Source organism: Halorussus amylolyticus (assembly GCF_004143485.2).
Classification (GTDB): domain Archaea; phylum Halobacteriota; class Halobacteria; order Halobacteriales; family Haladaptataceae; genus Halorussus; species Halorussus amylolyticus.
This window is the reverse complement of sequence record NZ_RXOB02000046.1, coordinates 14,094-33,898: the sequence shown is the minus strand read 5'-3', so window position 1 is coordinate 33,898 and position 19,805 is coordinate 14,094. Positions and strand designations below refer to the sequence as shown.

Annotated in this window: 17 protein-coding genes; 8 read left to right on the top strand and 9 right to left on the bottom strand. The window is 64.7% G+C overall.

What is annotated here, in order from left to right; genetic code table 11:
• Nucleotides 1–168 precede the first annotated feature (168 nt).
• The 3 genes from EKH81_RS18585 to EKH81_RS18575 form a co-directional block, all read right to left on the bottom strand.
• Nucleotides 169–1,044 (bottom strand): mechanosensitive ion channel family protein, encoded by an 876-nt coding sequence (locus EKH81_RS18585; RefSeq protein WP_132061384.1) that lies wholly within the window; start codon nt 1,042–1,044, stop codon nt 169–171.
• Nucleotides 1,044–1,289 (bottom strand): YhbY family RNA-binding protein, encoded by a 246-nt coding sequence (locus EKH81_RS18580; protein WP_132061381.1) that lies wholly within the window; start codon nt 1,287–1,289, stop codon nt 1,044–1,046. The genes EKH81_RS18585 and EKH81_RS18580 overlap by 1 nt, the downstream gene beginning before the upstream one ends.
• Nucleotides 1,290–1,367: 78 nt before the next feature.
• Complete coding sequence (locus tag EKH81_RS18575; RefSeq protein ID WP_132061378.1) at nt 1,368–1,643, bottom strand: ribonuclease P protein component 4; 276 nt, start codon at nt 1,641–1,643, stop codon at nt 1,368–1,370.
• Nucleotides 1,644–1,881: 238 nt separating this feature from the next.
• On the opposite strand from EKH81_RS18575, the gene EKH81_RS18570 reads away from it, so the two are divergent.
• From EKH81_RS18570 to EKH81_RS18560, 3 genes are read left to right on the top strand one after another with little or no spacing between them, the layout of a single operon-like run.
• Nucleotides 1,882–2,883, top strand: a complete 1,002-nt coding sequence (locus tag EKH81_RS18570) for a glycosyltransferase family 4 protein (RefSeq protein ID WP_132061375.1) — start codon at nt 1,882–1,884, stop codon at nt 2,881–2,883.
• Nucleotides 2,884–2,916: 33 nt separating this feature from the next.
• Nucleotides 2,917–4,020: a glycosyltransferase family 4 protein gene (locus tag EKH81_RS18565; RefSeq protein ID WP_132061372.1), complete on the top strand. Its 1,104-nt coding sequence runs from the start codon at nt 2,917–2,919 to the stop codon at nt 4,018–4,020.
• Between the two features lie 56 nt (nt 4,021–4,076).
• Nucleotides 4,077–5,081 carry a PAS domain-containing sensor histidine kinase gene (locus EKH81_RS18560; RefSeq protein ID WP_162224677.1) on the top strand — a complete coding sequence of 335 codons (1,005 nt, stop codon included), beginning with the start codon at nt 4,077–4,079 and terminating at the stop codon, nt 5,079–5,081.
• On the opposite strand, the gene EKH81_RS18555 is transcribed toward EKH81_RS18560, so the two are convergent.
• From EKH81_RS18555 to EKH81_RS18545, 3 genes are read right to left on the bottom strand one after another with little or no spacing between them, the layout of a single operon-like run.
• Nucleotides 5,078–5,899, bottom strand: a complete 822-nt coding sequence (locus EKH81_RS18555) for an HD domain-containing protein (protein WP_132061366.1) — start codon at nt 5,897–5,899, stop codon at nt 5,078–5,080. The genes EKH81_RS18560 and EKH81_RS18555 overlap by 4 nt on opposite strands.
• A 57-nt stretch (nt 5,900–5,956) precedes the next feature.
• Nucleotides 5,957–6,442: a DUF7965 family protein gene (locus tag EKH81_RS18550; protein ID WP_132061363.1), complete on the bottom strand. Its 486-nt coding sequence runs from the start codon at nt 6,440–6,442 to the stop codon at nt 5,957–5,959.
• Nucleotides 6,435–6,863 carry a CopD family protein gene (locus EKH81_RS18545; protein WP_132061360.1) on the bottom strand — a complete coding sequence of 143 codons (429 nt, stop codon included), beginning with the start codon at nt 6,861–6,863 and terminating at the stop codon, nt 6,435–6,437. The genes EKH81_RS18550 and EKH81_RS18545 overlap by 8 nt, the downstream gene beginning before the upstream one ends.
• Before the next feature lie 246 nt (nt 6,864–7,109).
• Between EKH81_RS18545 and ligA the strand changes: the two genes are divergently transcribed.
• The 3 genes from ligA to EKH81_RS18530 all read left to right on the top strand — a co-directional run bounded on the left by ligA (nt 7,110) and on the right by EKH81_RS18530 (nt 10,329).
• Nucleotides 7,110–8,777, top strand: coding sequence for an ATP-dependent DNA ligase LigA (ligA, locus tag EKH81_RS18540; RefSeq protein WP_132061357.1), 1,668 nt, complete (start codon nt 7,110–7,112; stop codon nt 8,775–8,777).
• A gap of 210 nt (nt 8,778–8,987) precedes the next feature.
• Nucleotides 8,988–9,740 (top strand): MBL fold metallo-hydrolase, encoded by a 753-nt coding sequence (locus EKH81_RS18535; protein WP_132061354.1) that lies wholly within the window; start codon nt 8,988–8,990, stop codon nt 9,738–9,740.
• A 130-nt stretch (nt 9,741–9,870) separates the two neighbouring features.
• Entirely contained in the window at nt 9,871–10,329 is a 459-nt protein-coding gene (locus tag EKH81_RS18530) for a hypothetical protein (RefSeq protein ID WP_132061351.1), read from the top strand.
• Nucleotides 10,330–10,331: 2 nt separating this feature from the next.
• Here the strand turns inward: EKH81_RS18530 and EKH81_RS18525 are convergent, their stop codons facing one another.
• Complete coding sequence (locus EKH81_RS18525; protein ID WP_132061348.1) at nt 10,332–10,541, bottom strand: TOBE domain-containing protein; 210 nt, start codon at nt 10,539–10,541, stop codon at nt 10,332–10,334.
• A gap of 92 nt (nt 10,542–10,633) precedes the next feature.
• Here EKH81_RS18525 and EKH81_RS18520 point away from each other — a divergent pair, with 92 nt between their 5' ends.
• Nucleotides 10,634–11,488, top strand: coding sequence for a DUF8108 domain-containing protein (locus tag EKH81_RS18520; RefSeq protein WP_132061345.1), 855 nt, complete (start codon nt 10,634–10,636; stop codon nt 11,486–11,488).
• Here EKH81_RS18520 and EKH81_RS18515 read toward each other — a convergent pair.
• Both EKH81_RS18515 and EKH81_RS18510 read right to left on the bottom strand, forming a co-directional pair.
• Nucleotides 11,485–12,576, bottom strand: coding sequence for a DNA topoisomerase IV subunit A (locus EKH81_RS18515; RefSeq protein WP_132061342.1), 1,092 nt, complete (start codon nt 12,574–12,576; stop codon nt 11,485–11,487). The genes EKH81_RS18520 and EKH81_RS18515 overlap by 4 nt on opposite strands.
• Nucleotides 12,573–15,011, bottom strand: a complete 2,439-nt coding sequence (locus EKH81_RS18510; RefSeq protein WP_132061339.1) for a DNA topoisomerase VI subunit B — start codon at nt 15,009–15,011, stop codon at nt 12,573–12,575. Before EKH81_RS18510 ends, EKH81_RS18515 begins: the two co-directional genes overlap by 4 nt.
• 376 nt (nt 15,012–15,387) lie before the next feature.
• On the opposite strand from EKH81_RS18510, the gene EKH81_RS18505 reads away from it, so the two are divergent.
• Entirely contained in the window at nt 15,388–19,557 is a 4,170-nt protein-coding gene (locus tag EKH81_RS18505; protein WP_162224676.1) for a GLUG motif-containing protein, read from the top strand.
• Nucleotides 19,558–19,805 lie beyond the last annotated feature (248 nt).

Genomic DNA, 19,805 nt, shown 5'->3' with positions numbered 1-19,805 from the left:
GCGTCACCCCCTCTCTCGGAGATGCGGCGGCTTTGCCGCCGCATCTCCTCGTTCGAGGGTTCCTTGGTCCGCTCGCTCGTCGCTACGCTCCTCACTCGCGGTGGATTGCGGTGTCCGTGGTGAAAAGCGTCACCGGGCGATACGAAAACCGAGAACTGTAGCCGCCTCTCAGTCGTTGGCCGGTTCCGCAACCGCCTCGATATTCGTCAACTCCATTCCGCCCGAGAGGGTGCGGTTCGGGTACGGGATGTCGATTCCCTCGGCGTCGAAGCGCTCTTTCACCGCGGTCACGTACTCGCCGCGAGTCTTGACGTAGTCGGCTCTGGAGGGGTTCGCAATCCAGATGCGCGACTGGAGACCGACCGACGAGTCGCCGAGTTCGGTCAGCCGAACCGACGGCGCGGGATTGTCCATAATTCCCGCGTGGTTCTCGGCTTCCTCCACGATAATCTGGGTCGCTTTCTCGATGTCGTCGTCGTAGCCGATGCCGAAGTCGAACTTGAGTCGGAGCTTCTCGCCCTCGACGGGGTTCTTGATGACGCCGTCGGTGAGCTGGGAGTTCGGCACCGTGAGCAGTTCGTTGTCGAACGTCCGCACGCGCGTGACCCGGAGACCGATGTCCTCGACGATACCGCCGTAGGTGCCGTCGTCCCACTCGACCCAGTCGCCGATTTTGAACGGCTTGTCGGTGTAGATGAACACGCCAGCGACGAAGTTGGCGATGACGTCCTGGAGCGCGAAGCCGATGGCGAGCGTGGCGGCCGCCGCGATGGTCGCCAGCGAGGTGAGGAAGTTACCGTAGTCCGCGAGGCCGAACGCGACCGCGACCGCGACGAACACGACACCGAACTTTGTCAGTTTGAGGAGCGGCTTCTTGGCGTGCTGGTCGAGTTCGCGTCGGTCGAGGAAGCGACCGGCGATGGGAACGACTGTGGCTCGGCCGACCAGATAGACCACGATGAACGAGACCACGAAGTAGAGGGCTTGAGTCACGCCTGTCGCGTAGTCGCCGAGGAAATCGAGGAACGGGAGGGGTTCGACCATCAGTGGTACACCGCGGTGTTGCCGCGAGTTTCCACGAGGTCCGCGCTCACCTCGTCGGCGAGGTCGGCGGCGAGTTCGTCTGTGGTGGTGCCGCCGCGTGCGGCCCGGAGGAACTTCACCTTCACGAGGTCGCGGTCGCGAAGTTGGTCGCTCAGTTCGTCGGTGACGGAACCGATGCCGCCCTTGCCGACCCAGACGGTCACGTCGAGGTCGTGGGCCTGTTTCCGGAGGTCTTCGTCTGTCATACGGTTTCGTGGGGAGCGAAGCGTCTTAAAACGCGTGGAGCGAGACGCGCTCCGAGTCGGAGCGCGTCTCGCGGGCACTCACTCGTAGGGGTACCGTGCCTGCGCGCCGCAGTCGCAGGTGACGACGACGTGGCCGTCCTGAAGCCGGACGCGTGCGTTCTTCCCGGGGCGGAGGTAGCTGTCGCAGTCGTCGCAGGTGAATCGCTTGAAATCGCGGGGGAGTGAGAGCCGATTTCGCTCGGCGAGGCGTCGAGCGAGGCGGACGTACTCGCGGGCGCGGTCGTCGCGACACTCCGCGGCGGCGTCGCGGGCGAGCGCCGCGAGTCGCTCGATGCGTTCTTCGGCTATGGGCATGTGGGAATGGGGGGTGGGGGTTTCCGGGGCGAGACAGGACAAGGATAGAATGCGTCCTGAACTGCCCCATCGGGGGCATTCGGCGAATGCATAAAATAGCTTTTGGTTTCTGTCGGATGGAATTGACGAATTTCCAATTTGTCTCCGACCGCGTTTCGGTAGGATTTTGGCCGGGCCGGCAGTCCGTTCCGAGCGTGAGCGCGCTCGAACATCCCGAATCCTTGGATTTCGGACGACGATGAAGGTCAGCCACTACTTCGAGTGGGAGGAGTACATCACCGGCGGCCATCACCAGTCGGTGAAGAACCAACGGAAAATCATGGACCGGCGGGGTATCGAGTACACCACCGAACCGACCCTCGACGCCGACCTGCTCCACCTCAACAACATGGGACCGAAGTCGGTTTACTGGGCGCGAAAGGCCCGAAATCGCGGGGTTCCCGTCGTGGTTCACGCCCACCAGACCGCCGAGGACTTCCGCGAGAGTTTCGCGTTCTCGAATCTTCTGGCGAAGCCGATGCGACCGTATCTTGAGTACGCGTACTCGCTGGCCGACCATCTGGTCTGTCCGTCCGAACACAACCGCGCGGTGGTCGAGGAGTACGCCGACGCCCCCAAGACCGTCATCAGCAACGGCTTCGACCCCGACAAACTCGCGGGGTTCGAGGACCTCCGCGAGGAGTACCTCGACCGGTACGACCTCGACCCGCCCGTGGTGTTCAACGTCGGCCACGTCATCAAGCGCAAGGGCCTCGAATCCTTCGTCGAGACCGCCCGCCGGATGCCGGACCTCGACTTCGTGTGGTTCGGCTACCTGAACCCCGCGGGCGGCGAACTCGACCGCCTCCTCAAGAGCCGCGACACCAAGCGACTGGTCGAGAGCGCGCCCGACAACTGCCAGTTCACGGGATTCGTCGAGGACATCCGGGGCGGGTTCGCCGCGGGCGACGTGTTCTTCTGGCCGAGCAAGAACGAGAACGAGGGCATCGCGCTCCTCGAAGCGATGGGGTGTGGGAAACCGCTCGTCATCCGCGACATCCCGACCTACGATTGGCTCGAAGACGGCGAGCAATGTCTCAAGGCGACCGGCGGTTTCGAGGACGAACTCGACGCGATGAGAGACCCCGACCGCCGGGACCGACTCGGAGCCAACGCCGAGGAGAAGAGCCGAGAGTTCACGCTCGAAAGCGTGGGCGACGACCTCGAAGCGATGTACCGTCGCGTCGCGACGAGTTCATAAGGTCTTAAGTATCGCTTCTCAAAGAGGCGAACGATGCAACGGGTCGCCGCGTTCACCGACACGTATCTCCCAACCGTCAACGGCGTGACCTACACCGTCGAGTCGTGGCGCGACCGGTGGGTCCGGGACGGCGGTCGGATGGACGTGGTGTACCCCGACGCCAACGGTCACACCCCCGCGGAGACCGAACACCCCGTCAAAAGCCTCCCGTTCCCGTTCTACGACGGTTTTCGGCTCGGCACCCCTCGAATCCCGAGCGACGTCCGAGACGCCGAACTGGTCCACACCCACACGCCGTTCGCCATCGGTCTCGGCGGACTCCGACTCGCGAGAAACCGCGACCTTCCGCTCGTGGCCTCGTATCACACGCCCACGAGCGAGTACGCCAACTACGTCTCGCCGACCGACGCGGTGGCGAGCGCGCTCGGACGAGTCTGCGAATCGTACGAGCGGTGGTTCCTCGAACACGCCGACGCGGTCCTCGCACCGAGCGCGGCGACTCGCGACCACGTCCGCGACGAAGTCGGCGTGGATACTCCCGTCGAAATCGTCCCCAACGGCGTCGATGTCGAGCGGTTTCGCCCGGTCGAAGCCGACGACTTCCGCGCGAGTCGCGGGCTCGACACCGGCCGCCCGCTGATTGGCTACACGGGGCGACACGGCTACGAGAAGCGACTCTCGGAGTTGGTCGCGGCCGCCGCGGGGATGGACGTGACCCTCGTCTTCGGCGGCGACGGCCCCGCTCGCGCCGACCTCGAACGCCAGGCCGAGTCGCTCGGCGCGGACGCCCACTTCCTCGGGTTTCTCGACCGCGACGAGATGCCGGCGTTCTACTCGGCGCTCGACACCTTCGCGTTCCCGAGTCCGGTCGAAACGCAGGGACTGGTCGCGCTGGAGGCCAACGCCTGCGGGACCCCGGTCGTGGGCGCGAACGCGGGCGCGCTCGCGAACACCATCGACGACGGCGAGACGGGCTACCACTACGAGAGCGGCGACATCGACGACTTTCGGGCGGCGATTCGCAGGACGCTCGCCGAGCGCGACGAACTGCGCGAGGCGTGTCTCGCGCGGCGCGACGAGGTGAGCGTCGAGCGCGCGGTCGAGCGACTCGCCGACGTGTACCGTCGAGTTCGGTAAATACTATCCGTGATAATTCCGCGACCATATAAGGGGCTTCGGACCCTATACATTCTGTGAGCCTCTCTAACCGGGTCGATGTGGCCGGATTCGACGCGCTTCCGAGTCAGGTCGCGATGCTCGACCCGACCGGACGCATCGTGTTCACGAATCGTGCGTGGCGGGAGTTTTCGGTGTCGAACGGTGGCGGCGACCGCGATTACGTCGGGGAGAACTACTTCGATGCCTGCGAGCGGAGCGGCGACGACGGCGCGATTCGCGTGGTGGCCGCCATCCGGTCGCTGTTCGACGGCGACTCCGAGGTAGCGACCGTGGAGTACCCGTGTCACGCGCCCGACGAGGAGCGGTGGTTCACGATGCGCGCCAAGTGCTTTCGCCACGCGGGCGAGGAGTACGTGCTGGTCATGCACCTCGATATCACCGAGCGCAAGCAGGCCGAGTTGGGACTCCGAGAGCAGAACGAGCGACTCGAAACCGTCGCGAGCGTCCTCGGTCACGACCTTCGGAATCCGCTGACGGTCGCGCTCGGTCACGCCGAGATGGTCGATTCCGACGCCGCCGACGCCGTCGTGGAGTCGCTCGAACGGATGGAGACCATCGTGTCCGACGCGCTCGTCCTCGCTCGCCACGACGAGGCGAACGAAACCCGGCCGGTGGATTTGGCGACGCGCGCCGAGCGGGCGTGGGACCACGTCGAGACGCCGGACACCCGTCTCACGGTCGCCGACTCCGCGACGTTCGACGCCGACCCCGACCTGCTCGGTCACGTCTTCGAGAACCTCTTTCGGAACGCAGTGGAGCACGGCGGTGAGACGGTCACGGTCGGCGCGCGCGGCGACGAGTCGCCCAGCGCGCGCCGCCGCCGGTGGGACGGCGAGGACGACGGTCCCGGTATCCCCGACGACGAGCGCGACCGGGTGTTCGACGAGGGCTACTCCACCGAGTCCGGAAACACCGGACTCGGACTCCTTATCGTCGAGAAGGTCGTCCGCGCCCACGGGTGGCGGGTCGCCGCGACCGAGGGGACCGACGGTGGCGCACGGTTCGAAGTCCGATTTTAAAGTTCGACGCGCTCGACCAGGGGATTCTCGTCCTCGCGGATGTTGACCGCGACGATACGGATGTCGTCTTCGAGTCCCGAGTCCCGAAGCTTTGCCTTCAGGAGATTATCGACCTGATAGACGCCCGCGGCGTTCAGCATCTCGATTTCCACCAGGACCGGAACCGACCCGCCCTGCATGAGCGTTACGCCCTGAATCGCCTGACTCGACACGGTGTTGATGCCGCGGCCGCCCTTCTCGTAGGGGATGCGCGACCGACCCTTCTCCATGTCGAGGGCGTCGGCGACCCGGACGATTCCCGCCTCGGTCGTGAGGGGGTCTTCCTTGGTGTGGTGACAGAGAATCGCGTGGAGGACCTCGCCTTTCACCCGGACGACCTCCGCGGTGTCGTAGAAGCCGAGTTCGGGGAGGATGCGGTCCAACAGGTCGGCCGCGAGCGGAATCGACCAGTAGGCGTGGTCGTCGCGGTGGACGACGTGGCCGATGTCGTGGATAGTCGCCGCGAGCGCGACGATGACGCCCTCGTCGGCCTCGTCGAGTCCCTGGTCGGCCGCGCCGTTGAACTCCACGCCGCCCGCCTTGAGCAGTTCGTACAGCGTGAGCGCCCGGTTCCGGACGATTTCGATGTGCTTGCTCCCGTGGTCGTTGTACCCCTTCCGCGTCACGGGGTTGACGTTCTGGGCGTCGAGGTACGCCTGAATCTCGGGGTCGTTCTCCACGAACTCCAGCACCTCGTTCAGTCGCTCGTCGGGGAACGCGTGGTCGTCTTCGGGGTCGTACTCGCGCCGACCCTCGTCTGCGTCCGTGGTCTCGCTCATACTTCGTCTTCGTCGGCCAGCGGAAAAAGCCCTCGGGCGCGCCACCGGACCGCTTCGTCACCCCGAGTCGGATTCGCTCGCCGCCGCGGGCGCGAGTCGGTCCGCAATTCGGAACGCGGCAGTATCGAGCGCGGCGAACACACACCCGACGAAGCCGCCGATGCCGAGCGCCAGCACCGTCCCGATGCCGAGAAACACGAGCAGGGACGGTATCACCGCGGCTCGCAAGCCGAACGCCGGAGCGACCGCGACGGCGAAGAGAACCCAGAAGAAGACGACGCCGTTCACGCCGCCCCACTTGCCACCGAGGCCGACCACGGCGAGGAGACTGGCGTCTTCTCCGAGTTCGGACAGACACTGCCGATTTGTCCACCACGTGCTCGCCCAGAGACAGAGGTAGAGCGCGATTCCAACGGACGTGTCGAGTCCCGAGAGAACCCAACCGAGCAGTCCGGAGGGGTAGAGACCGACGACGAGCAGGACGACCAACAGCGCGGCGTGAAACGTCGCGAGCGACCACACCACGAGGGGGTCGTCATCCATGCGCGAGTACCCCCGCCGTAACGACGATGGCCGCGAGCCACACTGCGGTCGCGCCGTAACTGACGCGCAGCATCCGGCGGCCCCCCTCGGAACCCGAGTCGGCGAGCCGGAGTCGGTGGACCGCGAGCGTCCGGACCTGCGACACTGCGAGGAAGCCGACGAGCGCGAGCAGTTTGAGGACGAAAACGGTTCCCCACTCCGTTTCCGCAATCGGAACGTGCGGTGCGATGCTCCCGAGATTGCCGACGCCCGTGACGACCAGCAGACCTACCGCGGCCCAGAAGGCGCGCTCGTACCCGGCGGCGACCGCCAGCGCGGTCGCCGCCGAGACCTCGGAGCGACGGCAGAACTGCCACGTCGCCACAGCGCCGCCGAGCACGACAGCCATCGCGAGCAGGTGTATCGTTCGAATCGCGAGCATCAATTCCACACTCCGCGGTTCCGCGAATCTGTTTCGAGGTCCGGCGAATACGCCCGTTCGACTGCCTCAGTGACGCATTCGGTCGTGACGAACGAGCGGTCGTCGGTGGAGGGCATGCGACCGAATCGCCGCAGGCCAAATGCAAGTATCTTGTCCTGTAGGGCGTCTGACGAAGCGGACGCGACCCCGATTCGAGACTGCGAAAAGTCGGGTCTTTTAAAACCGGGTGTCCACTACCTCCGGTCGATGGAGTTCGGGGAGTTCGCAGAGACGGCCGCCGAAATCGAGGCACTGAGCGCCGACACCGAAATCACCGAGCGCGTGACCCGACTGTTCGAGCGCGCCGGGTCGGACCTCCCCGTGGTGGCGCGATTCGTCCAGGGGCGGGTGTTTCCGGCGTGGTCCTCCGAGACGCTCGACATCGGACCGAACTACTGTTACGAGGCCGTCGCGCGCGCCGCCGGGACGAACGTCTCGGCGGCCGACGTGGAGGAGCGACTCGCCGACGTGGGCGACATCGGCGAAGTCGCCGCGAGCTACGAGTTCGGCGGCCAGCAGGGTCTCGCGGCGTTCGGGTCCGGCGACGGGTCGGGGAGCACGGACCTCGCGGTCGCGGAAGTCGCCGCCGAACTCGACGCGCTCGCCGACGCCGCGGGGTCCGGAAGTCGCGACAAGAAAATCGACATCCTGTTCGGCCTGTTCAACCGCGCGAGTCCGGAGGAAGCCCGGTATCTCGCGCGCATCGTCCTCTCGGAGATGCGAATCGGCGTCGGCGAGGGCACGGTTCGAGACGCCACCGGGGCGGCGTTCGACGTGCCGGTCGAGTCGGTCGAGCGCGCGCTGCAGGTCTCGAACGACTACGGCGAGGTCGCGAGAGTCGCCCGCGAGGAGGGCGAGACGGGACTCGACGCGCTGGAACTCGAAGTGGGTCGCCCCGTCCAAGCCATGCTCGCCCAAGCCGGGACCGTGGCCGACGCGCTCGACGACTGGGAGGAAACCGCCATAGAGTGGAAGTACGACGGCGCTCGCGTCCAGATTCACTACGACGGCGACGAGGTCTCGCTCTTCTCGCGCAACATGGAGGAGGTGACCAGCGCGCTCCCCGAAATCGTCGAGCACGTCGAGGAGCACCTCGACGCCCCGGCCATCCTCGACGGCGAGGTGGTCGCCACCGACGACGACGGCGACCCCCTGCCGTTTCAGGAGGTCCTCCGGCGGTTCCGTCGGAAACACGACGTGGCCCGAGCGCGCGAGGAAGTCGAACTCGACCTGTACGCCTTCGACTGTCTGCACGCGAATGGAGACGACCTGCTTCGCGCACCGCTTACCGAGCGCCACGACCGACTACAGGGCGTCCTCACCAAGGGAGTGTCGGCGCTCTGGACCTCCGACGACCCGGACGAAATCGCCGACATCGAAGCCAGCGCGCTCGACGCGGGCCACGAGGGCATCATGCTCAAGCGCCCGGACTCGGCCTACTCGCCGGGCCGCCGGGGGAAGAACTGGCTCAAGCGCAAGCCCGACGTAGAGACCCTCGACCTCGTGGTCACGGGCGCGGAGTGGGGCGAGGGCAGACGCGCGAAGTTCCTCGGCACCTTCCTGCTCTCCGCGCGCGCCGACGACGCGGGCGACGAGTTCGAAACGCTCGGCAAGGTCGCCACCGGCATCACCGACGAGGAACTGGCCGACCTCACGGAACTGCTCGAACCCCACATCCGGTCTCAGGACGGTCAGGAAGTCGATATTCAGCCCGAAATCGTCTTCGAGGTGGGATACGAGGAGATTCAGGAGTCGCCGACCTACTCGTCGGGGTACGCACTGCGATTCCCGAGATTCTTGGAGGTTCGCGACGACAAGACGCCCGAGACAGCGGATTCGCTGGAGCGCGTGGAACGGTTGGCGGAAGAGCAGTAGCCGCGTTCACGGGCGACGTGGAGGCCCGTCACTCCACCGCGGGGGACTTTCTGGCGCTTTACAATCCCGTGACCATCTGCAGTTTAAAGTGATTGGATAGGAACAATTTCGAAGAGCGAATTATCCTTCTGCGTTCGAACTCCGAGTAGGTTAGTCTCTACGTTCCCCAAAGCCGAACCGTTTAGACCCATCCCGGTCCAAACCCTACCCATGACGATTCGACACGACGACCTCCGAATCGAGTGGCTCGGCTACGCGGGTCTCCGACTCGAAGCGCCCGACGGCACCGTCGTCTACGTGGACCCCGGCCGGTACGGCACCCTCACCGGCGAGTGGCGGCCCGACTCGCCGAGCGCGCCTCACCCGCCAGCACGCGACTACCGACCCGAGGACGGCGACCTCGTTCTCGTGACCCACGACCACCACTACGACTCGGACGGCATCGAGCGCGTGGCGAGCGACGACGCCACCGTGGTCGTCTACGAGGCGGTCTACCCGCCGGGTATCGACCGTGACGTGGCCGACCTCCGGGACCTGCCCTACGAGGTCGTCAAGGTCGGCGACGAGGACGACCGACTGTTCGGCGACGTAATCGTCCGCACCGTGCCCGCGTACAACGAACCCGACGGCCCGCACACCGATTCGAGCGGCGACCCGTTCCACCCCGAGGGGTTCGGCGTGGGCTTTCTCGTGACGCTTGCGGACACCACCGTCTTCTGGCCGGGCGATTCGGACGCGCTGGAGGGTCACGCCGAACTCGACGTGTCGGTGTTCTGCCCGCCCATCGGCGGGTCGTTCACGATGGACCGGCGGGAGGCCGCCGAGTTGGCCGAGCGGATGGACCCCGACCTCGTGCTCCCGATTCACTACAACACCTTCGAGGCGCTAGAGACGGATTCGGGCGCGTTCGCCGCCGACGTGGCGGGTCGCGGGGTGCCGGTCGTGTTGGACGAGCGCGAGTAGTTCGCGGGTGTTTCGACCGACGGACTCGGCCTGCTCGTCTGGGGCGTCGTCGGACTGGTAATTTTTCCAGCGAGGTTGCTCGGTCTTCGAAGAAGTAGATTTTTTATCACGTCGTCGCCAAACCGAACGCATGGACTCCGACCTGTCCTCCACTCCGCCGGGCGACTGGCCCTTCGCCGACGAGTCGGTCGTCTGTGCGGCCTGCGGGAGCGACGACGACCGGAGCGTCGTGGTGGACTCGCTCGGTCTGGTCTGGAGCGCCGCGATGGACGGCGGTCCCCGCCCCACCGAACTCGGCGACTACGGCGGCACCCTCGAATTCCGGTGCTGTCACGACTGCTGGGCCGACGCGGGCGTGAGCGCGCTCGAAGGCGCACGGACGCTCGTGGACGAGGACGCGAGGGCCGACAGCGACGGTCCGTTCCCCCTCGACGACCGGAAGGTCGCCGCGGCCGCCGAACTCGACGCTAGACGGGTCGCTCTCGCCCGGTTTCGCTCGCTCGACTACCGGAGCGACCCCGAGCGCGAACACGTCCGGTCGCAGGACGAAGCGGTCGAAGCCGCGCTGGAATCGTGGTTCGAGCGGTGACCTCACTCGGTCTCGACCATCACCTCGGTCGCCTTGACGACCGCATTCACTTCGCTCCCCTCCTCGATACCGAGTCGTTCGACCGAGTTGCTCGTGATGACCGCCGTCACGGACTGGCCGCCGTCGGTCTCGACTTCGACTTCGGCCATCACCCCGTCCGTTTCGACCGACCGAACGGTCCCCGCGAGTCTGTTGCGTGCGCTGAGCGGCATGGCCCCGGACTACGACGCCGCCGGTGATACGGCTGACGGCTGTCCGACACACACCGTATAATTTACTTATTCCGGCCTGAATATCCAGAGGTATGAGTCCTCCCAACGGGTCGAACTTCTGCTCGCAGTGCGGCGCGAGCGTGAGTTCGACCGACGCGTTCTGTTCGAGTTGCGGGTCAGCGGTCGGCGGCGGGTCGGGTGCCGGTCGGGTGAGCGACCGGACGAGCAAGCCGGGCGGCTTCCGTCGTCGAATCGAAGACCTCACCGTCGAGGGCTGGGAGGTCGAACACGACTACGGCGACCGGGTCGTGATGGTGGACCGCGGGTTCGGGTCGTGGGGCATCCACGCGCTCCTCATCATATTCACGGGCGGACTCGGCAACATCCCCTACGCGTGGTACAACTACTCGCCCGCGGCCGACCGAATCGAACTCCGGTCGGACGGCACCGAACGCTACATTCCGGGCAAGGGGTCGTCGAAGTCCGCGGACTTCGACGGTGACGGTTCGACGCTCGGAACCGCCGGAAGCGTCGCACTCAGCTTCTTCTGTGCGCTCGCCGGACTCGCGATTCTCAGCGGCGTGTCGAGCATCCCGGCGTTCTTCGTCGGCGTGACGTTCATCGCTACCGCGCTGTTCGCGTTCCCGCCGATGCGCGAACGCCTCCAGGACCGCGAGGCGGTCACGAAATTCGGACGCGCCCGCTCGACCGACGAGAAAGTAGTCAACGCGCCCGACGTGCCGTGTACCGCGTGCTCGCGCCCGGTCGAACACGGAGTGAAGCGGACGTTCAACGAGAAGTACTTCGTCGCTGGCGTCCCGCTCGTGACCGAGGAGAAGGGAGAGAACTGCTACTGCCGGGCGTGCGCGCAGGGCGACCCGTTCACCGAAGGTACGGTGAGCGACTCGGAGACCGAGAACGCAGACGAGACCGAGTGGGAGTTCTAAAGCACGCCCATCGCGGTCAGTCGTTCCGGAAGGTAGGTGTCGGTGACGAAGTCGAGTCCGTGTGACGCGAGCGACTGCTGTTCGGACTTTTTGCCGATGTCCAACTGAATCTCTATCTGTTCCTCCCAGTAGTCGGTCTGGAACCGCGGGTCGTCGAGTTCGCTTTCGAGCGCGTTCACGTCCGAGTCGCTCAGGGGGTCGGTCGGCAGGTCGTACTCCACGATGTCGGAGGGCTGAATCCCGACGAACTGGGCCTCGGGCGTAGCGAGGTAGTCGCTGAGGTGAGCCGACTTGATGGACCCGTACGCGACCGAACTGAAGATACGGTAACTCCACGGGTCGCCGTCCGCGAACACCGTGACCGGGAGGTCGAGTTCGTCGTGGAGACGCTTGGTGATGCGCCGGGTCGCCCGCGCGGGCTGACCCTTGAGGTGGACGATGATGGCGTTGTAGTCGTCGTCGAAGCCGTTCTCGACCAGTCGGTCGCGCATGCCGCCGGTCTCGACCGCCAAGACGAAGTCGGCGTCGTTGTCGAGGAACTCGATGGTGTCGGGGTTGTTCGGAATCTGGTAGCCGCCCTCGCCCACGTCCTCCTGACAGTGGATGTCGCGCTCGCCCCGGCGGGTCTGCTCGCGGAGGTAGAGCGGTCCCATGATGGTCGCTCCGGACTCCTCGGGCCGCATGTGGAAGTCCTCGCGGGTGACCTCCGAGACGATTTCCAAGTCCTCGACCAGCTGATTCGACTCGTCCTGATTTGAGAACTGGGCCTCTTGGGCGTCCCAACTCTCGCTCAGATAGTAGAGTTCACGCAGGGTCGACGAGCGGTCCTGATTCAGCTGTTCTGCGAGGAAGTCGATAGTGTATATCGCTTTAAGGAGTTTACGAGCGCCGCGGACGCTGTTGGCGCTCCGGGTGCTCTCGCGGTCTCCGTACACCCACACCTCCGAATCCTCGTCGAAGACGATGTTGCTCTTGGTCCGGGTGGGGACCGACATCGACGGGATTTCCCCTCGGTCGAACTGGTCGTAGAACTCCGCGGCGAGGTCGATAAGCTTCTCCTGGGCTTGGGCTTCGTTGTCTGCGCTCATTGATTGACGGTGAGTTTGGGGTCTTCGATTCCTTCGACGCTAACGTCGAACGATGCGTCCTCGGCGATGTCGTACTCCAAGACGGCTTCGTCGCCGCTCTCGACGGTGGGCGACCACTTGATGAACCACTCGCCGTCCATGTCCACCGCGGTCGCGCCGTTCGAGAGATTCGTCGGTTCGGCGCTCACGATGTCGGTGATGTCGGGCGACTCGTTCGTGTTAGTGTGGTTCTCCACCACGAGTCGTACCTTCCTCCCGGCGGCTTCGCCGCCTTCTCGTTGCTCCTCCGGAGCAACGCTCTCAACTTCGCGCTCCACGAGGACGTTGTTCATAATCCGCGCCAGCGCGTCGCCGTACTGGGGTTCGTCCTTCCCGGTCACGTCGGCGAGCTTCTCGGCCATCTGGGGCAGAATCGACGCGATGACGTTCTGTTTTTTCTTGCGCTTCTGAAGCGACTTACGCTTGTTGAGGTACGATTTGAGCTCTCGGGCCGCCTCGCGAATCGCCAACTCGATTTCGTCCTCGATTTCGGGGACGTTCGCCACCGCGTCCTTGCTCTCGGACGTGAACGGGACGTTCGTGGACGCGACGTGGACCATGATGACCGCCGGGCCGTTCGGGATGCCCGACCCGCCGGGTTGGTCGAGATTGTAGTTGCGCCACCCGATGGACTTCACCACGTCGGTCGTTGCGCAGGCCCCGCGCTGGTAGACGAGCGGGACCCGGTTCGCGAACCGGAGGAGTTCGGCCGACCCCTCGGCTTCGAGGTCGCCGCCGTAGGCGATTCCGGCCTCCACGACGAACGGGTCGCCGCCGTGAACGTCGGCGTCACGACTCGAAGCGGCGTAGAAGTCGGCGTCGTACTCCTTCCGGAGTCCGGCCTCCACGAGGTCGGCGGTGATGGGCGACAGGCAGTTGGTCGGCGGCGAGATGATGTCGGTCTCGCGCATCGCCTCCAGCAGTTCGCTCGTGGCGTCGCGGTCGTCGGCGAGGTCACGGACTTTCGGCACGTCGTCGGGTACCGTGACCATCACCGACCGGAGTTCGGTCACGACGTTCTCGCGGGCGGTGTCTCCGATGGTCGCGTCGTCGTACTCCTCGGTCTGGTCGGCGGCGCGGTCGATGTACTCTCGAAGCTCTTTTCGGGTCGCGCGGTCGCGCTCGCGGCCCTTCTCGAACCGCTTGGCGAGGCGTTCGGCGAGTCCGTGGACCGTCTCGTCGTCCTTCCGGGTGCTGGTCGCCTTGTCCACCAACTGGTAGAGGTCGGCCGTCCGGTCGGCGGTGAGTTCGCCCCACCCGGCCTCGACCGCGTTCTCCTGAACCGTACTCCCGAACGTGACGCCGTGGTCGTCGCCGACTTCGTCGGCGACTTCGGCCACGATTTCGACCAGTTCGTGGTGGGCGACTCTATCGCGGGCCTCGACCTTTCGGGTCACCTCGTCGGCGAAGGCGTTGGTCGCGTCCGCGCCCTTGTTGGCGACCGCCTGCTGGACCGCGCGCGCCACGTCGGCGTCGTCGTGGGGTTGGGGCGCGCGCCACGCCATCTCGCGGCCGAAGTGGCGGTCGCGGAAGTTATCGAGAATCGAGTCGGCGGTCTTCTTCCCGACGCGGGTGAACTCCGACTGGACGAACCCCGAGACGCTGTGGGAGTCGGTCCCCGCGAGCATCTTCAACAGCGTGCCGAGTTCGACGCCGTGGGGATGGGGCCGAATCTCCTCGGTCTTGGCGGGGAGGTCGGCGTCCTCGACTCGCTCGAACTGGTGGGCCTCGTCCATGCTCGGCTCCTTGAACGTGAGTCGAGCGTGGGGGTTGACGACGGCGGTGTGTTTCATGTACCGAATCAGCTGGGACCGGGCGCGCATGTTGGCCTCCATCTCCAGTTCGATGCGCGTGCCGTGGGTTCGGTCCCACGAGGTGGTCCCTTCTTTGCGAATCTCGGGCTCGTTCTCGTCGGTGTCGATGACGAGTTCGAAGTACTCGGCCTCGGCGCTCCCCTTCGTCCGACTCGTAATCTTGGCGGGCTTGCCGGAGGTGAGTTGGGAGTACAGCACGGCGGCCGAGATGCCGATTCCCTGTTGGCCGCGCGACTGCTCTCGGCTGTGGAACCGCGACCCGTAGAGGAGTTTCCCGAACACTTTGGGGACCTGCTCTTTGGTGATGCCGGGGCCGTTGTCCTCCACGATGAGGGTGTAGTAGTCGCCCGTGTCGTCGATTTCGACGTAGATGTCGGGCAGGATGTCGGCCTCTTCGGTGGCGTCGAGCGCGTTGTCCACTGCCTCCTTCACCGCAGTTACCAACCCTCGGGCACCGCTGTCGAACCCGAGCATGTGCTTGTTCTTTTCGAAGAACTCGGCGATGGATATCTGACGCTGGCTCTGGGCCAGTTCCTCGGCGATCCCCTCCTCCTCGCCGAGCGTCGACTGAATAGATGGCATTCTGTGGCCGCACGTTACGCCGGACAATTTAAAGGCTTCTCGGTGGGGCGGAGTGAAAGTGAAAGTGATTCGGTCGGACGAGTTCGAGTAGATGAATCTTATTTCGCGATACCTACTTTCCTAATCGAGAGGAGCGACAGACTTTCGGCAGATTCGGTTATTTGCATGTGATTCGCTCTATTGTTGGAGATACAGACGGAAGCCCGCGCACAAAATTGGTTTCGCGCAGAGAATGAGCAGATATTATTTCGAGATTCTTATTATAGGAAGATTAATCAACGTGATACGGAAGTGTAGCTTCATGAGCCGTCGAGAGTGCACGCATCTAACGCGCAGGGGGGTTGCGAGGCTACTTTTCGCAATCGGACTCAGTGGTATGCTGTTGTTCGGCGGGATGGCTAGTACGGCTTCAGCCGTGATGACGGCACCCGACTGTAGCACCGTGGGTTACGACGGGAGCGGAACGGCTTCCAGTCCGTACGAAGTTGGAAACGTCGAACAGGTGCAGTGTATCGGCGAGAATCACGACGAGGTAGATAGCCGTTCGACAGCCCTCGACAGTGATTACGAACTCACCGGCAACATCGACGCGAACGGCACCTCCGACTGGAACGGCGGTGCTGGCTTCGACCCCATCGGCGGGGACGACGCGACGTTCACCGGGTCGTTCGAGGGCGACGGGTACACCGTTTCGAATCTGACGGTGAACCGTTCGGACGAAGACGAGAGTGGCCTGTTCGGTCACGTGGGCTACGGCGGGACAGTCACCAACCTCACGGTCGGCGGCGAGGTCACGGGCGCGTCGGCCGTCGGCATCGTCGCAGGAGTCAACGGCGGAACCGTCTCCAGAACCACTTCGAATGGCTCGGTCGACGGGTCGACTGCCGTCGGTGGCGTGGTCGGCCAGAACGACGCCGTCATCAGTAACGTCAGTTCGGACGCGAGCGCGAGCGGGGACGACCGTATCGGTGGACTCGCCGGTAACAACACCGATACCGGGGGTGAGACCGTCATTCGGGACTCGTTCGCCGTCGGGGAAGTGACCGCCGAGACCGACGGCGGTGGACTCGTCGGCGAGAACGAGGGAGCCGTCACCGAGGCCTACTGGGACACGGAGGCGAGCGGTGTGTCCGAGGCGGTCGGCACGGGCGACGGCTCCGTCGATGCTCGGGGCCTCACCACCGAGGAGATGCAGGGGCTGAACGGCTGGTTCTTCATGGACGACCTGTTCGTGCTCGACTATTACATCGCCGTTTTTAACTCCGAGAAATGGTTCGACCGGTGGGTTCCGACCGAGGGGTATCCGACGCTGACCAGCCACTACGACGGAAGTGCCGAGCCGGACCCGGCGGACATCACCGACAAACTGTTGGAGGGAAGCGGTACGGAAACAGACCCGTACAACGTCACGACCGTAGGCGAACTCCAGTCTGTGAAAGAAAATGTGGATGAATTTTACAATCTTGATGGGCACTACGTTCTCGGAACCGATATCGACGCGAGCGGAACCGAGCACTGGAACGACGGCGACGGATTCGAACCGATACTCTTCAAACTAAACGGAAAAACCTTTTTCAGTGGCACGTTCGACGGGCAGGGACACACCATCTCCAATCTGACGCTCACGCCGTCGAACCCCGCCGGGACCCCCGGCGCGGAGCTACCGAATACCACCGCATGGGGAGTGTTCGACACGGTCGGCTCGAATGGTGAGGTTCGGAACCTCGTGCTTGAGGATGTTCAGCTCGCTTACGGCAGTGAATCCGGGCCTGCCGGTGGCGGAGTCGCTGGCGTCAACGATGGAACGGTCGAGAACGTCTCGGTTTCGGGCGAGGTCGCCGCCGGGCCGCTCACCGGTGGCGTCGTGGGTGAGAACAGACAGGGTGCCACGCTTCGAAACGCGACCTCGACGGGAACCGTCACCAGCGTCAGTGCCGAGCGGTCTGTCGGCGGAGTCGTCGGAAATAACAGAGGCAGCGTCGAACGCTCCGTCGCGAGCGGTGAGGTAGAGAGCAACGAAACGTCGGCGGAGATATGGGTGAACGTCGGCGGATTCGTCGGCGACAACAGCGGTGGCACTATCACGGACTCGCGCGTGGAGGGAGACGTACAAAGCGACGGAATCAACGATGTCGAGGAGTTGAACGTCGGCGGATTCGCTGGCGAAAACAACGACGGTACAATCACGAACTCCCACGCTGTCGGAGAGGTAAAAAGCGACGGGCGCAATGCGGCCGGAACGCTAAACGTCGGCGGGTTCGTCGGCGACAACAACGGCGGCACAATAAAGCACGCCTATGCGGTCGGGGACGTACGAAGCGACGAACTCAACGGGGCCGGGCACGAGGAACCCAGGGTGAACGTCGGTGGATTCGTCGGCAGAAACGACGACGGTGCGATTACAGACGCCTACGCGACCGGGGAGGTGCAAAGCGGCGAACTCGACGAGGGCGAGGAGTTGTCCGTCGGCGGATTCGGTGGGAACGTCACCGGGACGGTCGAACGCTCCTACGCTATCGGTACCGTGAGCGTAAGCGGAAACCCGGAGCACGAGGACGTACACATCGCTGGCTTCGCCGGATTGAACAGCGAGGGCACCGTCGAGGACTCCTACTGGGACACGGAGGAAACCGGCTACGCCGGGCCAACCGGAAACGATGACGGCTCGGGTGACGCCATCGGGTTCACCACCGCGAACATGACGGGGGCGAACGCCACCGCGAACATGGACGGGTTCACGTTCACCGATGCGTGGCACGCGACCGATAGCTACCCGGTACTGGCGTGGCAGGATGCAGACCCGTTCTTCGGCGTGAACGTCACTGAGACGAACACACCAGTCATCGAGGGCGACAGCCTCGATATCACAGTCACCGTCACCAACTTCGGGGGCGACGGCGGTTCCCAGACTGTCACGCTATCGGACACCGACTTCGAGAATCAACAGCGTGTCAGCGCGGTTGTCGACCTCCAGAGCGGTGAATCGAACGACTCGGTGGGCCTCGAATGGCGAGAGACCACCGGGACTCTCGGTAGCGGCGATATCACCGTTACGAGTGAGAACGACACCGACACCGTTGCCGTCACGGTACAGGACGTGACGCCACCGAACGCCGACGCAGGCCCGAATCGGACTCTCAAGAAGAAAGAGACCGTCGAGTTCGACGGCTCCGATTCGACGGACAACGGCGACATCGACAGGTACGAGTGGGACATCGACGACGACGGTACCTACGAGGAGAACGGTGCGACGCTGGAGCACTCCTTCGCCGACCCCGGCAGGTACAACGTGACGCTTAGAGTCACCGACCGGGGTGGCAACAACGATACCGACACCGTGGCGGTCGTCGTCAAAGACACCAATCGCGGAGGCGGCGGTGGCGGCGTTTCTTCTCCATCGGATGAGGCGAGTGGAGACGATGCGGGCGACACGCAGGTCGTCCGCCAAAACATCGACGACAGCACTACCCGTTTTGCGGTCGGGGCTGACGAGGACGAAGACGAAATCGTCTTAGACCTCACCGAAGACGACGAGGGCGACGAGGGCGACGGTGGAGAGAATACTACCAGTGTTGGTCCGGACCTGCAAACCGTCGGGCTAGACAGCCTCTCGATTCGCCCGACTGAAGACGGCCAGCGCGACTTCGAGGTGACTGTTCGAGAGCGGAACGCCGACACCAGCGCGTCCGAACCGGACGACGGCGGACGGGATACCACAGCGAGGACCGAATCCGACTCGGGAAGTGACAGCACGGCCGCGCCGGGCGCCGACGACCGAAGGGACCCGCGTGCGTTCCTCGAAGAAACCGGCGCGACGCCGACGGGGTACGTCGATATCAACCACACGAATCCCGACTCGGACATCGAGAACGTCACCTTCCAGTTCCGCGTACGGAAATCCTACCTGGACGAAGCGGATGTCGGTCCCGACTCGGTGGCGCTCTACCGTGACGAGACCGACCGCTGGAACGAACTCGACGCAGAGAAGGTCGGCGAGAGTGCGACCCACCACGTCTTCGAGGCCGAATCGCCCGGTCTCTCGTTGTTCACCATCGGCTCGACTCGGCCCGTCTTCGAGGTGGCCGACGTGAATGCGGAGACTGAATCCGTCGAGGTCGGTGAGGACGCCACGGTCGAGGTGACCGTCGAGAACCTCGGCGGAAAGGAGGGTACGCACGCCGTCGAGTTGCAGGCAGACGACGACCCGGTCGCCAGCGACGAAGTAGCGGTCGCTGGCCGAACGACCACGACCGTCTCGCTGTCGTTCACCCCCGACGAAGCCGGGGAGTACGACCTCGCTATCGACGGCCGAGATGCGGGCGCACTGGTGGTCGAACAGGCGGGGTCGAACGGCGATAGCGACGTGACGGCTCAGGAATCCGAGGAAGGGACCGACGAAAGCGGTGAAGCGGACGACGATGACGACACGGGCGATTCCGACGTGAGGCTGTTGGGCGGACTGCTCGCGGCGGTCGTCGCACTGGCGTCGGTGGTGGTATGGCGACGTGGCGAGGACGGGGAGCATGCCGAGGAGAACCAAGGGTAGACCATCCGCGACACGGCCGATGTCGAACGATGCGCCGGTAGAACCGTTCGCAAGACGTAGGCCTGTCACGCCGGTGTCTCGCGAAAGCGCAGGGGTGAATTGAGATCGGCGAGTGGGAGCGAACGATTTCGGCGTCGCAACGAAGTGTCACACCGATTCAAGCCGCCGTTACCTGAGTGTCCGCGCGCGACCGAGTACGAACGAATATCTAACACGTCTGATACTCGTCGCGAACTGCGCCCCACCCG

Bases quoted from the DNA above. Each gene is read 5' to 3' on its own strand.
- EKH81_RS18585 (WP_132061384.1), bottom strand. From the start codon at position 1,044: ATGGTCGAACCCCTCCCGTTCCTCGATTTCCTCGGCGACTACGCGACA.
- EKH81_RS18580 (WP_132061381.1), bottom strand. From the start codon at position 1,289: ATGACAGACGAAGACCTCCGGAAACAGGCCCACGACCTCGACGTGACC.
- EKH81_RS18575 (WP_132061378.1), bottom strand. From the start codon at position 1,643: ATGCCCATAGCCGAAGAACGCATCGAGCGACTCGCGGCGCTCGCCCGC.
- EKH81_RS18570 (WP_132061375.1), top strand. From the start codon at position 1,882: ATGAAGGTCAGCCACTACTTCGAGTGGGAGGAGTACATCACCGGCGGC.
- EKH81_RS18565 (WP_132061372.1), top strand. From the start codon at position 2,917: ATGCAACGGGTCGCCGCGTTCACCGACACGTATCTCCCAACCGTCAAC.
- EKH81_RS18555 (WP_132061366.1), bottom strand. From the start codon at position 5,899: ATGAGCGAGACCACGGACGCAGACGAGGGTCGGCGCGAGTACGACCCC.
- EKH81_RS18550 (WP_132061363.1), bottom strand. From the start codon at position 6,442: ATGGATGACGACCCCCTCGTGGTGTGGTCGCTCGCGACGTTTCACGCC.
- EKH81_RS18545 (WP_132061360.1), bottom strand. From the start codon at position 6,863: ATGCTCGCGATTCGAACGATACACCTGCTCGCGATGGCTGTCGTGCTC.
- ligA (WP_132061357.1), top strand. From the start codon at position 7,110: ATGGAGTTCGGGGAGTTCGCAGAGACGGCCGCCGAAATCGAGGCACTG.
- EKH81_RS18535 (WP_132061354.1), top strand. From the start codon at position 8,988: ATGACGATTCGACACGACGACCTCCGAATCGAGTGGCTCGGCTACGCG.
- EKH81_RS18530 (WP_132061351.1), top strand. From the start codon at position 9,871: ATGGACTCCGACCTGTCCTCCACTCCGCCGGGCGACTGGCCCTTCGCC.
- EKH81_RS18525 (WP_132061348.1), bottom strand. From the start codon at position 10,541: ATGCCGCTCAGCGCACGCAACAGACTCGCGGGGACCGTTCGGTCGGTC.
- EKH81_RS18520 (WP_132061345.1), top strand. From the start codon at position 10,634: ATGAGTCCTCCCAACGGGTCGAACTTCTGCTCGCAGTGCGGCGCGAGC.
- EKH81_RS18515 (WP_132061342.1), bottom strand. From the start codon at position 12,576: ATGAGCGCAGACAACGAAGCCCAAGCCCAGGAGAAGCTTATCGACCTC.
- EKH81_RS18510 (WP_132061339.1), bottom strand. From the start codon at position 15,011: ATGCCATCTATTCAGTCGACGCTCGGCGAGGAGGAGGGGATCGCCGAG.
- EKH81_RS18505 (WP_162224676.1), top strand. From the start codon at position 15,388: ATGCTGTTGTTCGGCGGGATGGCTAGTACGGCTTCAGCCGTGATGACG.